Raw genomic sequence first — 14,582 nt, forward strand, 5'->3', positions numbered from 1 at the left:
ATTGTCAGTTGTGAAACGGTTCCGATTTAGCCTTGAAACAGTTCTCCGTCTCAGGCATTTAAAAGAGGAAGAGGAGTTGAAACGCCTTTCCATTGTTGTATCGGAATTGAATCAAATTTTCACCGAACGTGAGTTTAATGAAAAAGAAATAGAAAGATCTTATCGTGAAATTGAATCAAGTGCTCAGATCGGAACTAGTTTGGATGAATACCTTTCCATAGAACGTTATATCCAAGGATTGATGAGAATTAATGAGGAGCTTTCAGCTAAGATTGAAAAGAAAAACCAAGAAGTCAATTTGGTACGTGTAGATGTGCTAAAAGCACGAAAAGATAAACGTGTATTGGAAATCCTTAGAGAGAATCGGTATCTAGAGTGGAAGAAAAAAAGAAACCGGCAAGAACGACGTGAACTGGAAGAGTACAACGAGATGGTATTAATGAATCAAATCCATGCTGATCCAAGGCCGGAAGGAAAAAAAGAATCCTCGAAAAAGATTCCAAAGACATTCAAAATTCTAAATCGAGAGGATGGCGGAGACGAATTGATGGGCGATTTCAAAAATTTAAGGGATTTTTACGAGAAATACTATATGGGACAAGGACGATAGAATATGACTAGCCTATCAGACAACGCACGATCATTCTTTTTAATCTTACTGATCTTTTTCCTAGTTGCGATCGGATTTTTTATTTTTGATTACTTCCAAGTGATCAATGCTGAAGATTATTTCCCGTTTTTAAAAAGACAACCGAGTTTAGTGAACCAAGACCTTCTATCTCCCACCGAATTGGAAAAACTAGAAATCCAAAAGGCAAAAGAACGTTTGATTGAAGACATGGAAGAATTAAATCGAATGAAAGCCGAGTTGGAGTCTGCAAAATCTTCGTTGGCTACGGACAAGGAACGATTGGAAGAACTGAAAGAAGGCATACAAAGAAAAGAGAAAGAGATGGCTGACCGAGCCAAAAAAGAATCAGCGAGACAAGAGAAGATAAAGGTTCTCGCAAATAAGGTAGCCAATATGCCACCCGAATCGGCACGAGATATGTTAATCAATTGGCCAGATTATGATATCATAGATGTCTTTGAACAAATGGACCGAGATGCGGAAGAAGAAGGAAGGCCTACGATTACAACTTATTTGTTAACACTCTTCCCCGCCGAACGTCGCTCTGTCATTTCTAATAAGTGGCTGGATGCTGGTGCTAGGCAAGTTCCTAGTTATGGCAAATCGATAGACGATGATGCGGATGAACCCAAATCTGAATGAATGATTCGTTCTACCTGGTCCACAGCTTTCTCTAAAACATCATTGACTACAATATAATCGAAATGCTTTGCCTCTTCCAATTCTTTGAGGCCATTTTCAATCCTAGTCTCAATGCTCTTTTTGGGGTCACTTCCTCGTTTGATGAGTCGCTCAATCCATATCTCTTGGCTCGGGGGTTGGATGAAAATTGTGACGGATTGAGGGCGCAACTCCTTCACTGACTTTGCTCCTTGGACATCTAAATCGAGTAATACGATGAGTTGTCTTTCCAGAGCGTCTAAGATCGGAGTCTTTGGAGTTCCATAATAATTTCCATGGACAAGAGCCCATTCATAAAACTCTCCCCTATCAATCTGCTTTTGGAACTCCTCTCGGCTAAGGAAGTGATAGGACTTTCCAGGCACATCTCCTGGACGAATGTCGCGAGTGGTGCAGGAAATCGAAAAAAAGAAACTCGGATATTTTTTTAGAAGTCTGTCAATGATGGTAGATTTACCGCCACCTGCGACAGAGGAAATGATGTACAAATTTGGAATCGGAGACTTAGTCATCGAAATCTTCTTCTTCTACATCGATACTATTATCAGAACCTTCGATACGTCGAGTTAAACTTTCTGGCCGGAGCGCTGAAAGAACTACATGACCAGTATGCAAAACGAGAAGGGAGCGTGTTTTTCTACCTTGTGTAGCATCTATCAATCGATTGCTATCCTTTGCTTCCGATCTCAACCTTTTTGCCCCTGCGGACTCTGATTGCAAGATTACCAATATCCTGTCTTGGAAAACTACATTTGAAAAGCCAACATTCAAGATAGGAAATGATGACATTGTTGGTCATACTCTCCTTGATCTATCTAACCGAATCGTTTTTATCAATTTGATTTCGTGTATTCCAATATTCATAAATTCTGAAATTTGTTCATCAGAATATCCTTTCTTTATGAGAAAAATTACTTTATCAATCTTTGTGGCACTCTCAGGCAAATCTTTCAACACCGCTTGCAGGGACAATTGGATATTGTCCTCCATTTGGTTTTGATATATTGCAAAGGCTGGATCAGCCGCCGCGGACAAGGAGGTTAAAAATTCTCTTCGAATATTTCCTTCTGTTGTTTCATCTCTGATAATTATGGACTTACTCTTCTCTTCCGAAAATGGATCTCCAGTAACAGTAAAATCCATCTTAGGTCTAAATTGGGGAACATTTACGTTTTGTACTGCTTCCAAAGATGGCTGAAGGTCTGATTCCATTCCCATCATTCCTTTTACAACTTTCCCAAGTTTAGAGAATGCTTGGGTGACTGCTCCATCTGTTGTTTGTTTTTCCAAATCTTGTAATATTTGTTGGTTGGATTGGTATACTGAGGCAATTCCATTTCTTTGCTCTTTGATCAAAACCTCGGGGATTGGTTCTTCTTCTTTTTTACTTTCTTTCATCTCTTGGTCCATAGATAATCCCATCTCTAAATAAGGTGGTACTTCATCTATCGACTGTTTGCTGAATGATGTTTGTGGATTGTTAATTCCATTTTGTAGATTTTGGCCCATGGATTCTACTTTCTCTAACATAGCTCTGAGAGCAGCGAGACGCGATTCAATGATGCCAACCGTGCGATCCAATTCGCGAATCGTCTCCGACGTTGCCAAATCAATGGCTCGATTCAACTTTTGGTCATAGTATTCGGATACAGCTTTTTGCACTTTGGCAGAGATGAAGACATAGGTAACACCTAAGCAAAGTAAGTTGATCAAAACAAGAGAAAATAACTCCATCGATTTTTCTCCAAAGGAACATTTCCAACAACATCCCTGAAGAAGTGATTATATCAAACGCTTGAATCGAAAAAATTCCCTAAACGTTTCGCGGTGTTGGCGTAAACCTTGCCGCTCCTAGAATACGAGATCAGCTCTTCCTTCTCTTCTTTTTTTTTCTGAGGACCTGACTCCATATTAGACTTGGATTCCGGAACAGTTTGTGAGCGAAGTTGGCTACCAATGGCAGCCTTCTGCAATTCTACGACCTGGTTTTGGTGTGTGAAAGGAGACTCACTTTGAGCCCGCCTTGCAAAGTCATAGTGCTGTGTGTTGCCTACAAAGGTTTCGTTCAAAATCATAGGAAATCCTACTCTTTCTTAGGTCTAGCACGGCCTCGTTTTTTTCTCCAGTCATTTTTATCTTCATCTGGATCTTCATAATTTGTGCTTCTGACCTGACCCTCTTCCTCAAAGAAAGTTTTGGACTTAGTTTCATGACGGAGTTTGAAATCTGCATTTCGGATCCGAACGGAGACGCCAGGAAAGATGGTCTTTTCCACGTAGACTCTTCCATTGGCAGCCTGTTCATCCATGTAGGAAGTGAGGGTTTGGATCTCTCGGTCGTATTCTGCGATTCTCTTTTCCAGCTTTTTGGTGGCAGCTTCGTACTTTTGTAAGGATTCCTGGTTTTCCTGCGAAAATGTGGCTGGGTCAGATTCTTTTCTAGCCTTCAGTGTACGGAGTGTTTTGGTCAGGGTATCCAACTTGCCTTGGTTTTCTGCTTTTTTTGCTTCGTATTCACCAATTTGCTTTAGAATCTTTGGATTTACGCCTACGATCAAATCTGTTTGTGGGTTGGCCTGAGAGCCTATGATCTTTGCCGAGATCAATTGGCCAGCCTGTATGGTTCCACCTACGATTTGGCCACGTTTGCCTTTGCAACTGATCTTACCACCAGCCATTAAATGGGAATGCAGAATCCCTTCTTGGACTACGATATCCTTTTCTGTGATCACCGTGGCGTTTTGGATAAACTTTGCAACGATGTTCCCACCTGTCGACTCTACTCGTGCTTCTTCTCGCCCAGTGATCCCCTGCCGCACGATGATATCCCCATCGGCTTCGACAATTGCCTTTTGGATGGTGCCATAGATTTCAATGTTTCCAGCTGCCTTGACAGAGTAGTTATCTTCCACATTTCCTGTGATCACGATAGAGCCAAGGAATGTGACATTTCCAGTGCGGACCCCAACGTCACCATTGATTCGGTAGACTGTCTCTACCGACAACCTTCCACTTAAATAGAGAACTTGACCGTTGACCTCAGCGGTTAGCCTCATTTTGTCTTCAGAAAGGATGGTTCCCTTTCCTTGTTTGAGTTCTACGTCATTGCCATCTTTTGCAGGCAGGACCATTCCAAAGAGGTTTCTACCTAGTTTGGCTTTTTCCGCAGGGATTTTTTCAGCTAATACCTGTCCTACGACAACGTTTTCAATCATATCCAAGTCTTTGTAATCGACTCTACCTGATTGGTCTTCTTTAAAGTTAATCTTCTTTTCTGTACGAACAAAGTATTTAATCTCCGCATTCTTTCCGTTTTGCGGATAATCACCCTCAGCACCAATGAATGGTGAATTGTATTTCTCTTCGTCGAGGGCTTTTTTGATGTCTTCTTCTTTGAGTCCATAAGAAACACCCATATTCTTGAGAGCAACGGTGACATCATTCACTTCTAAATCTCTTCCACCAGGTCTTGCTGGGAATATGGTTACAAATGCCTTCATTTTATCGGAATCAATATCGACGTGGCAGCTGGAATCGTTTCCTTGTTTTGGCTTTTGGTTCGAGACAAGAAGTGGTTCAGCCTTCTGCTCTTTTAGAGCCTTGGATAATAAAGAAGGATCAACACCACCTACTCCCCGAAAGGCGAGGCGTTTGGTGATGTCTGCCATAGAGACAGGCAAACCTTCACCTTGTGGAGGATGAACTGTTAAAAATACGCCGCTACGATAGATTTTGACAGTGACTCTTCCGTCCTTATTTTTTGGTATAACGAGTTCTTTGAGTTCTTTGGAAATTAATTTCCCACTTCCACCAGTTAACTTTTCGTCTAGTGCAGACAGTTCTTCTAGGATTAGATCCTCTGGGACCAAGGAGGCGCGGATGTGAAATGGTTCAGAGAAAAAAAGTCGTTTCTTCCCTCGTTTCAGGACACGGTAGTCTATTTCATGAACTTTTTTGCCAAAATGGGCAGCAGCGAGGCTTAGACACTCCTCTATCGAATCTGCGATAACTTCTACTTCTTCGTTTTCCTTTCTTTCGAACTCACTCAGTTCCTCTCGAAGAAAGCCAGTTAAAGACATAGCGGTTTACCTTTTTTGGATGGCTGACTTAACCTTGGATAGTTTGCTTCTTAGGCGAGCCACTGCTTTTGTATGAAGTTGAGAGATCCGAGATTCGGTCACTTCTAAGACTTCTCCAATCTCTTTGAGTGTGAGGTCTTCATAATAGTATAATACAATGACTTTCTTTTCTTTTTCAGGAAGGGATTTGATTGCATCCACAATTACGTTTTTGATTTCTTCTTTCTCGATGATATTGTCAGGATTCATATTCATCGGAGACTCAAGAGTTTCCATAAAAGAAACTTCATCGTTCTCATCGCCTAAGAACCATATATCATTTAGAGAAACTAGGGAAGTACCAGATAATTTTGAGAGTAAGGAATTGTATTCTTCCATACTCACACCGAGTTCTTTCGCTATCTCTTCGTCCTCGACCTTCTTTCCCTCTTTGTTTTCCAACATCGCAATGATGCCTTCCAACTGTTTTGCCTTTTGTCGAATTGATCTTGGAATCCAATCCACTGATCTCAACTCATCAAACACAGACCCTCGGATACGAGTCATGGCATAGGTTTTGAATTTTATCTCTCGAGAAGGGTCAAATTTTTCAATAGCATCTAACAAACCGAAGACACCATAACTGACGAGGTCTTCGAACTCCACATTTTGGGGCATACCAATCGCGATGCGACCAGCGACATGTTTCACCAGGGGAGAGTATTTTTCAACGAGGTAACTGCGGATTTCCGGATTCTTCGAGGCTCTGTATTGTTTCCAGAGATCGGTCTCATCGAATTGATTGTATTTATCTAGCAATCTTGACATAGCTGACCGGGCACCCCGAATCTCTTACTTTATAGTAAAAATCGTAATAAAATAAAAATTACAAGAGCATTTTTTTCCTTATGTCGTTAAAAGCGATAAAATTTGATCACTCCTGTGGATCATCCTTAGCAAGCATCGTGCGGATGGCCTCTGCCATCAACTTTGGCTCGTTTTTAATCGCAATTTTGTCTATGACGATGTGGTCTCCAAACTTCCCAGATTTGGCTCTAGCAAGGCTCGGGTCCATTTCTGGCGGTGCGACCGAGGCCACTCCATAGTCGTCTATTCCCGAGGGTTCGGAAGCAAAGCCACTGGTTTCCCCTTCTTCGAAGCCCGATTCTTCGGAGCCTCCGCCGAGTCCCGCCAGCGAAAAGGTACTCACAAATTCTAAAAATTCTGGTACTCGTGATTCTAGAACATAATAGATACCAAAGCCGAGCCCACCAAAAGCGATACTGGAGAGAAGAGTCACGAAACTAATGTATGTAAATCGATTGCCCACTAAAAACCCGCAGGTGGAACTGATGAGACATCCCAAAACCGCAAAGAATAGTACGAAACCGATTTGCACTCTTTATTCCTCTTCGCTATTTTGTTTATCGAATTCCTTTTCTTTGAAGTCCACAAAGCTAAAGAACTTCTTAAAGAATCCTGTAAGACCTTCTTCATCATCAAAACTACCTTCTGTTTGCAGTAAGTTGTGAGTGATGCGTGTTAGGCAGGCGGCAGCCTTTGATCTTGGTGAGTTGAGAAAGAATGGCTTTTGTTCTCTGATGGATTTTTCAACTTCTTCGTCTTGGAAGATAAATCCGAGATTCTCCACCTGTACTTCCAAAAATTGACCAGAGATGTCGATGACTCGGTCTGCAACTTTTTTACCTTCAATCGCAGATCGTACTCGGTTCACAATGATCTTTAAATTTTTGTCTTTGGATTGCGAGACAATGGATTTAATGAGTCCATACGAATCTGTTATGGAAGTAGGCTCAGGTGTTGTGACTACAACCACTTCATCAGCTGGCATCACCAAACCAATGACATTGGATGAAATCCCGGCTCCCGTATCAATGATCATCACATCATAACGATCCAAATCCGAAAAACCTTTGATAAGGTTTGTTCTTTGGGTTTCATTCAGGTTGGCAAGTTGGGAATAGCCAGAGGCACCGGCAATGATATCCACGCCTTCAGGAGTGGAAATGATGATATCTTTTAATGATTTATGGCCTTTGACCACATGGTAGAGGTTGTATTTGGGAATGATACCCAAAAGCACGTTCACATTGGCTAGACCTAAGTCTCCATCAAAGATGAGGACCTTTAGGCCTGTCTTTGCGATGGCAATCGCCAGGTTGACTGAGACAGTGCTCTTTCCGACTCCCCCCTTACCGGACGCAATGGCAATGATTTTGGTTTTCTTTGCCGCACTGGGTGCCTGCACCAACTTAAGGGCAGGATTTGGGTCTGTGAGTTTTCGTAAATTAGCCGCTTGGTCCATTGCTCTGAAATTCCCCTACTCGCCTCGAGGAGGGATCCGCAGAGCTATCAGAAAGCCTTTTCGAAGACCTCGCCCGCAATCCCTCTTAATTTTTCTGGGTAAATAACACATTCTGCAAGGACTTTTTTAGATGCGTTGAGGATATCAAATGGGACATCCTGTCCTACGCTTAAGAATGCAAATTCCCTATGCCTAGTATCGGCAATTTCAACTACAGAACCTAAAAAATCTGCTTCATCTAGCTTGGTTACTAAAATTCTTTTATAAGAGAGAGGTTCATAGGCAGAGGCTACCGATTGTAAATTGGATACGGAAACGGTAGCACTTAAGACAAGAATGGATTCCAAATGGTCCTTCTCACCAAAAGCTTGGTAGAAGTCCTTAAGCTTTAGGATATTCTCCTGATTTTTATGAGAGTATCCAGCGGTATCAACCAGGATCAATTCAGAACCATCTCGGTTTACCGTTTCTTTTAACTTACGTATGTCTTTGGCTGCATAAAAGGGGAGTCCCATTGCATCGGCATAGAATTTCAACTGGTCAATCGCCGCAATACGGTAGTTATCTGTTGTGTACAAAGAAACTTTTTTCCCCATATGCAAAGAATACTTGGCTGCAAGTTTTGCAATCGATGTGGTTTTGCCCGCTCCTGTTGGTCCTACAAAAAAAACAACCTTACGTTTGCCTCTTGGTGTGCCGCTAAAGAGATCAAAGTCGGTTTGGATGCGGTCTTGTAAGAGGTCGACTGCCTTCTCGCAAACAGTGCTAAATTTGGAGAGATCAATCGCAGAGAGGTGGCCTTCTAAAGAGCGAATGAACTCATCCGCATAGCCTCGGCTCATCCCTTGTTTTTCTAGTAGCTCATTCAACTTTTCGAGATTTAAGGCAAGTTTATTGGTTTGCGTTTCTCGTTCTGGGAAAGAGATGGGCGATCGATCGGAACTCTCGGGAGCCTCTGCAAGGGATAAGCCCAATTGAGGCAAATCCTCTTCGTAAAAAGACTCTTGGCCTTGGGTCGGATTGGGAGAAGAGTAACGACGCCTTCTTTCTGAGTAGGGCCTAACCGCCTCTAAAGGTTTACCAAAGCGTCTGTCTGATTGGCCGACCAATTCGGGTTCAGGTTTTTGTTTCTGTTTGATCAACTCCTTTAGGTCTTTGAGTTTCTTTTCGATCCGATCTTTGGAATTTTGTGTCTCAGGGATGCCCACATCGATTTCATACATACGGCTTGCGAGCAGACCTGTCCCAAAGAGACCCCCTTCCGTGATCACTCTGTGCTCATAGATATAGGCTTGGGGCCCATATTTCATCTTCATCTGCATAATGCAATCCTGTAGGTCTTTGCCTCGGATCTTCACAAAATCCATTTTCTTCGCCCTCTTCTCTAGAAAGAAAATGATCCTTGCCCTGATTTTGGAAAGCTTTTTTTATGTGACATAATCATGGAAGACTCTGCCTTTCGATCGGAAGCCTTTGGCGATATCTACTTCATGCCAAAAGAGGGAGAGGCAGAGTCAAGGTATGTCTTTTGGGAAGGAAATCAGTTAACACATCGACTCATTCAGCCAGAGAAGGAAACATTTCAAATAGCAGAACTTGGTTTTGGGACAGGATTGAATTACTTCCTTACACGTGCCTTGTGGAGAGAAATCCCAAATCCACCTAATATCCATTATGTTAGTATAGAAAAATTCCCTATCCCTATCGGAATGGTCAACAGAATGCAATTGGAGATACAATCTGTACCCACTTGGGAGGAGGAATTGATTAAGGTTTACCTTCCCTATCTGGGAAAGCCATCCCAAAAAGAGATTCAACTTTTAAGCTACCAAACCGATCACCCTAGTTCCCATCATAGATTCACTTTGAGTTTGTATTTGGGTGATGTAATTTCGGCATTAGCACAAGTCGGAGGACCAATTGATGCCTTTTATCTGGATGGCTTTGCGCCGAGCAAAAATCCCGAGATGTGGTCTCCGTCTGTATTTTCTGAATTGAAAAGGCTATCCTTGGCTGGAACTACTTTTTCCACTTTCACTGCGGCTGGATTTGTCAAAAGAGGTTTAGAAAAAGAAGGATTTTTTGTGAGAAAACAAAAAGGCTTTGGACGAAAAAGAGAGATGTTAGTTGGGACATTTCATGGATGAGAAAAATTTTGAAGCCTTAGTGATAGGCGGAGGGATTGCGGGCATTGCGGTTGCTTATGCCTTTGCAAAAAGAAAACAAAAGGTTTTATTGGTAGAGCGAAACAGCTATTTGGCGAGCGAAGCGAGTGGCAATCCCAGTGGAATGGTCTATCCCTTTCTTACCAAAAAGGAAAGCATAGATTCGATTTTTTCTCTCAAGGCCTTTGACTATGTACATTCCATCCTTCCAAAACTTTCACAAAAAATCTCTTTGAAAACCGGAGCCTTTCTTCTTCCCAGAACTTCGGAAGAGGAGTCAAGGTACCATGGTGCAAAGATTCAATACAACTTAAAAGAAGAAGACCTAGTCAGTGCAAAAGATCCGAATAGCGGAAGAGATGGATTCTTTTTTTCTAAAGCCATCTGTCTTTCACCACCTCAATTGATAGAGGCTTTACGTATGCAATGTGGGGAGTTTTTATCCATCGAATATGATACAGAGATCAACAAGTATGTAAGTCCTGATATTAGTTCAATCAAATGGAAAGATACTGAAATCAATTTTAAATACCTTATCTTTGCTCAAGCAAATGAGATGAAATCTTTTGGGTGTTTGGACTGGCTACCATTCCGAAAAGTGAGAGGACAAATTGTATTGCTTCCGAAAAGAAAAGCCCTCTCACATTTATCCTGTGCATATCTGTTTGGTGACTACCTCACTCCCGATTTGGGGCATGGTTCTGTTCTGGGTGCCAGTTTTGATGAATATCATTTTGATGAGTCGCCAAGGGAGAGTGAGACGATCGAATTTCTACACTCAGCTCGCAAAAATTTGCCTTTTTTAGAAGAGACAATTGATGAGTTACTGAAGACAAAGGAGAGCATTTTACCAAGGGTTAGCTTTCGATCACAATCACAAGACAGACGGCCCAGTTTTGGAATTTTACCTAACGCGAAATTACTCCAAAGGATACAGAATGAACTTCCAAAACCACAACAAGTAAAAAACATTGAGATCCCGAGGTTTCAAAATACCTTTCTTTTGGGAAGTTTAGGTTCTAGAGGCCTAACGCATGCTCTACTTGCAGGAGAGTGGATTGTGAAATCAATTTACAATGAATTGAGTTCGGAAGAAGAGAGTATTTTTAAGGAGTTTCTTCCAGAGAGATTTTTGATTCGTGCCTGGAAACAAGGTCGTCTATTTGCATGACCAAAGTAGACTCATCTCTAAGTACTACTTTATAATCTAAAACGAAGACAGTTCGATTTGTCTCTTTTAGGTGCTGCATCCAAGCACTTTTCTTTGACCACTTCACCCAATCTTTGGTGGTGCAAAGATACGGGATGTAACTCGAATGATTCTCTGATATTTTTTTTAAGTCCTCATATTCATAGTGTGCATGATCTGGGAAATAAATCGTTTGGATATGTGATGTGGGGAAGAGACTCTTAGCTCCATAAAACACAGATTCTGGGTTGCCTACTCCGCATATTAAAACTCCTGTGGTAAACTCATCTTGGTCACCGAGCACTCTTTTGTATGAGTATAGTGAAGAGGCATATAGAATCGGCAGACTTGGGAACTGTGCCTTTAACTTAGGAATGAGTAAGTTCACCAATCTTTCGTTAATAGAGTTTAATTTAGTAAATACGAGAGTATCTGCCCGCTGTAATGATGAAACTGGTTCCCTTAATTTTCCTAGAGGGATTGTATAACCATTACTAAGTGGCGCATTGGAATCGAGGAGTACGATATCTAAGTTACGAACAATAGCCTTGTGTTGGAATCCATCATCCAACAATACAAAATGGTGAGGGTCCAAATGTTTGTTGAGATTTTGGAAGACTCGGTATCTATGTTTTCCTATTAATACTTGAACCCAAGGAAATCGTTGTTTATGGAGTAATGGCTCATCCCCTACAACCATTGGGTCATCATCCACGGCAACGAGTTTACCCTCTGAAGAGGCCTTTGCCCCATACCCCCTACTCAAAATAGAAATATGGTATTTTGGATAACGTGTTTTGAGAAGATGAACTAGATATTGGACGAAAGGAGTCTTTCCAGTTCCTCCAACAGAGAGATTGCCAACACTAATCACCAAACAATTATGTAATGGTTTTGGATCTTTCCTTGATTGGTTGAGTTTGAAGATGATTTGGTAAAGAAAGGAAATTGGACTGAGAAGAAAAATAATCATGCCCCAGATGAAACTTCCGATCTTTCGCATTGGGGATTAGCTATGTCTTTTTTCTAGTTCCTTGGCTATGGTCTCTAGACTCATTCCTTTTTCAACGAGAAGGACTTCCAAATGGAAGATTAAATCGGCGACCTCATGAATGAACTCTTTTTCGTTTGTATTCTTTGCGGCTATGATCACTTCACTTGCCTCTTCGCCCACTTTTTTCAAAATGCGGTCGATCCCATCCTTAAAAAGTTCTGCTGTGTAGGATTGATCGGGGAGATCTGATTTTCGTTTGCGCAATACTTCTTCTAATTTTAGTAAAAATTCCATTTTTTTGGTCTCTTAGGTCAAATCTGAAGAGAATTCTTTTTCCCAAAAGCGAAAATTCCAGATTGAGATGATTTCCCTGAGCGATAGATTGCAATTATGAGACACTTGCCTCACTTGGTATTCTTTTTGTTTTTTCTGCCAACCATTGCAATCCATTCGGAGACGATCTGGGAAAGCTCAATAGCGAAGGCCCTGGAGAGATCAAAACAAGAAGAGAAACCAATTTTAATCGATTTATATGCAGATTGGTGTACCTATTGTAAGGTTTTAGAAAAAGAGATTTTTCCAGACAAGGAAGTATCAGAAACATTACGCTCTTTCATCACAGTTCGGATCGATGGCGAAGCTTTTCCCAATCTTAAAAAAAGGTACCGAGTAGAAGGGTATCCGACTATTCTATTCATTGACTCGGATACAAATCTTTTAGGGAAAATCACTGGTCTTGCAACGAAATCGATGATTTTAAAATACGCAAAACAAGTCTTACTTGATCCCTCAGCAGAATCTTTAGTGCAGAAAGAAATCAAAAAATATCCCGAAAAAGCAAATCTCTATTTTCGCTTAGGTACAGTGCAATACCAAAAGAAAAACTTTTCACAAGCACTGAAATCCTTTCAGACAGCAATCGATCTCAACAAATCAAAAGAAGATGTACTCGTGCAAGATAGCGAATTTAATATTGCTTTGATTCATTTTGAGTCAAACTCTTGGAAAGAAGCAAAGGCTTGTTGGTATGATTTTATTAAGAGATACCCAAAGTCCCCTAATCGCCTCGATGCTCAAATTTACCTAGGCCTTACCTTGAACGAACTAGGGGATAAAAAGGCGGCTAAAGATTTACTCCAACAAATCAAATCGGACATTGAAGACCCAACAGACAAAGAGACCGTCGAGCAGATTCTCAAAGAAATCCAATGATCAGTTCAACGATTTCCTATGGAAAAATATTCGAACCCAATCTCTCTCATATAATTTGGTTTGTATTGGTTTCTACCATCAAACACCAAAGGTCGTTTTAAAAGTTTTTTGATCCGATCAAAATCAGGCTCACGGAACTCGCGCCATTCGGTTAACAACAATAAGGCGTCTGCTCCCTCCAACGTGGAGTATGGGTCTTTTTTGTACTCTACTTTCCCATCAAAATAATATTTAGATGTTTCCATAGCAGCAGGGTCAAAAGCCTGGACCTTTGCTCCGCGTTTGTGAAGTTCATAAATCACGGGAATGCTAGGAGCTTCACGCATATCATCGGTACCCGGTTTGAAGGCAAGACCCCATACACCAAATGTTTTGCCTTTCAGGTCCTCGTTCTTATAATACTCTAGTATTTTATCTGTTAGCCGAGTTTTTTGTTTTTCATTCACATCTTCTACCGATTGAATGATGCTCATCTTGGAATTAAATTGTTCCGCAGTCCGCAACAAAGCACGAACATCTTTTGGAAAACAGGAACCACCGTAACCAATTCCGGCATAGAGAAATTGCCTTCCAATGCGCGAGTCAGTGCCCATTCCTTTCCTGACATCTTCAAAATTTGCACCAACTGCATCACAGAGATTTGCAATCTCGTTTACGAAAGAGATTTTTGTTGCGAGGAAAGCATTACATGCATATTTGGTAAGCTCTGCACTTCGTATACTCATTGTTAGGATAGGATTGCCGTTCAATACAAATGGGGAGTACAACTCACTCATTTTTTTGGCAGCCTTTTCCGTTTCTGCTCCTATGACGACCCTCTCTGGCCTCATAAAGTCTTCAATAGCGGCTCCCTCTTTTAAGAATTCTGGGTTGGAGACCACATCGAATGGGTGGCTAGTATGTTTAGAAACAATAGCTTTCACTTGGTCGGCAGTACCCACAGGAACTGTGGATTTATCGACTATGATTTTATAGCCATTCATAGCCTTTCCTACTTCTTCTGCCACACCGAACACAAATCTCAAATCAGCAGAACCATCATCGGATGTAGGAGTCCCGACTGCTATGAAAACGAACTCTGACTTTTCCACTCCCTCTTTCAGGGAAGTTGTGAACTGTAATCGTCCCTCTTGGAAATTTCTTTTTACTAATTCGGTAAGGCCTGGCTCATAGATGGGAATTACGCCATTTTGCAAATCTTTGATTTTTTTCTCATCTTTATCTATACAAATCACTTCATTGCCATACTCAGCAAAACAAGTCCCTGCAACCAAACCAACATAACCAGTTCCGACTACACAAATCTTCATTCTTTCAGCCAATTTTT

17 protein-coding genes are annotated in these 14,582 nt (G+C 41.3%); 5 read left to right on the top strand and 12 right to left on the bottom strand.

Annotated features, from left to right (window positions below):
• The first annotated feature begins 10 nt into the window (after window positions 1-10).
• On the top strand, window positions 11-610 hold the full coding sequence (gene fliJ / locus DI060_RS10305) for a flagellar export protein FliJ (RefSeq protein ID WP_108976560.1): 600 nt from the start codon (window positions 11-13) through the stop codon (window positions 608-610).
• Between the two features lie 3 nt (window positions 611-613).
• On the top strand, window positions 614-1,273 hold the full coding sequence (locus DI060_RS10310; RefSeq protein ID WP_108976427.1) for a periplasmic-type flagellar collar protein FlbB: 660 nt from the start codon (window positions 614-616) through the stop codon (window positions 1,271-1,273).
• Here DI060_RS10310 and gmk read toward each other — a convergent pair.
• The 9 genes from gmk to flhF form a co-directional block, all read right to left on the bottom strand.
• Window positions 1,225-1,824 (bottom strand): guanylate kinase, encoded by a 600-nt coding sequence (gmk, locus tag DI060_RS10315; protein ID WP_108976428.1) that lies wholly within the window; start codon window positions 1,822-1,824, stop codon window positions 1,225-1,227. The genes DI060_RS10310 and gmk overlap by 49 nt on opposite strands.
• Entirely contained in the window at window positions 1,817-2,101 is a 285-nt protein-coding gene (locus DI060_RS10320; protein ID WP_108976429.1) for an extracellular matrix/biofilm biosynthesis regulator RemA family protein, read from the bottom strand. Before DI060_RS10320 ends, gmk begins: the two co-directional genes overlap by 8 nt.
• Before the next feature lie 6 nt (window positions 2,102-2,107).
• Window positions 2,108-3,046, bottom strand: a complete 939-nt coding sequence (locus DI060_RS10325) for a hypothetical protein (protein ID WP_108976430.1) — start codon at window positions 3,044-3,046, stop codon at window positions 2,108-2,110.
• A 53-nt stretch (window positions 3,047-3,099) separates the two neighbouring features.
• A complete protein-coding gene (locus DI060_RS10330) occupies window positions 3,100-3,387 on the bottom strand; it encodes a hypothetical protein (RefSeq protein WP_108976431.1) in 288 nt (95 codons plus the stop codon).
• A gap of 8 nt (window positions 3,388-3,395) precedes the next feature.
• A complete protein-coding gene (locus DI060_RS10335) occupies window positions 3,396-5,390 on the bottom strand; it encodes a FapA family protein (RefSeq protein ID WP_108976432.1) in 1,995 nt (664 codons plus the stop codon).
• Between the two features lie 6 nt (window positions 5,391-5,396).
• Window positions 5,397-6,197, bottom strand: coding sequence for an RNA polymerase sigma factor WhiG (gene whiG / locus DI060_RS10340; protein WP_108976433.1), 801 nt, complete (start codon window positions 6,195-6,197; stop codon window positions 5,397-5,399).
• A 106-nt stretch (window positions 6,198-6,303) separates the two neighbouring features.
• Complete coding sequence (locus DI060_RS10345; protein ID WP_108976434.1) at window positions 6,304-6,768, bottom strand: hypothetical protein; 465 nt, start codon at window positions 6,766-6,768, stop codon at window positions 6,304-6,306.
• Between the two features lie 3 nt (window positions 6,769-6,771).
• Window positions 6,772-7,695 (bottom strand): MinD/ParA family protein, encoded by a 924-nt coding sequence (locus tag DI060_RS10350; RefSeq protein ID WP_108976435.1) that lies wholly within the window; start codon window positions 7,693-7,695, stop codon window positions 6,772-6,774.
• Window positions 7,696-7,742: 47 nt separating this feature from the next.
• Window positions 7,743-9,062: a flagellar biosynthesis GTPase FlhF gene (flhF, locus tag DI060_RS10355; protein WP_108976436.1), complete on the bottom strand. Its 1,320-nt coding sequence runs from the start codon at window positions 9,060-9,062 to the stop codon at window positions 7,743-7,745.
• Between the two features lie 75 nt (window positions 9,063-9,137).
• Here flhF and mnmC2 point away from each other — a divergent pair, with 75 nt between their 5' ends.
• Together mnmC2 and mnmC1 are read left to right on the top strand one after the other, a co-directional pair.
• Window positions 9,138-9,842, top strand: a complete 705-nt coding sequence (gene mnmC2, locus DI060_RS10360; RefSeq protein ID WP_108976437.1) for a tRNA (5-methylaminomethyl-2-thiouridine)(34)-methyltransferase MnmC2 — start codon at window positions 9,138-9,140, stop codon at window positions 9,840-9,842.
• A complete protein-coding gene (mnmC1, locus tag DI060_RS10365) occupies window positions 9,835-11,031 on the top strand; it encodes an FAD-dependent 5-carboxymethylaminomethyl-2-thiouridine(34) oxidoreductase MnmC1 (RefSeq protein ID WP_108976438.1) in 1,197 nt (398 codons plus the stop codon). Before mnmC2 ends, mnmC1 begins: the two co-directional genes overlap by 8 nt.
• Here the strand turns inward: mnmC1 and lpxK are convergent.
• Together lpxK and hisE are read right to left on the bottom strand one after the other, a co-directional pair.
• Window positions 10,967-12,022, bottom strand: a complete 1,056-nt coding sequence (lpxK, locus tag DI060_RS10370; protein ID WP_167836981.1) for a tetraacyldisaccharide 4'-kinase — start codon at window positions 12,020-12,022, stop codon at window positions 10,967-10,969. The genes mnmC1 and lpxK overlap by 65 nt on opposite strands.
• A 36-nt stretch (window positions 12,023-12,058) precedes the next feature.
• A complete protein-coding gene (gene hisE / locus DI060_RS10375; RefSeq protein ID WP_108976440.1) occupies window positions 12,059-12,337 on the bottom strand; it encodes a phosphoribosyl-ATP diphosphatase in 279 nt (92 codons plus the stop codon).
• A gap of 96 nt (window positions 12,338-12,433) precedes the next feature.
• On the opposite strand from hisE, the gene DI060_RS10380 reads away from it, so the two are divergent.
• The gene (locus tag DI060_RS10380) at window positions 12,434-13,255 is read left to right on the top strand and encodes a thioredoxin family protein (RefSeq protein ID WP_108976441.1); all 822 of its coding nucleotides are present in this window, start codon (window positions 12,434-12,436) and stop codon (window positions 13,253-13,255) included.
• A gap of 5 nt (window positions 13,256-13,260) precedes the next feature.
• On the opposite strand, the gene DI060_RS10385 is transcribed toward DI060_RS10380, so the two are convergent.
• Entirely contained in the window at window positions 13,261-14,565 is a 1,305-nt protein-coding gene (locus DI060_RS10385) for a UDP-glucose dehydrogenase family protein (protein WP_108976442.1), read from the bottom strand.
• Window positions 14,566-14,582 lie beyond the last annotated feature (17 nt).

The sequence above is a fragment of the Leptospira ryugenii genome (assembly GCF_003114855.1).
GTDB lineage: Bacteria > Spirochaetota > Leptospiria > Leptospirales > Leptospiraceae > Leptospira_A > Leptospira_A ryugenii.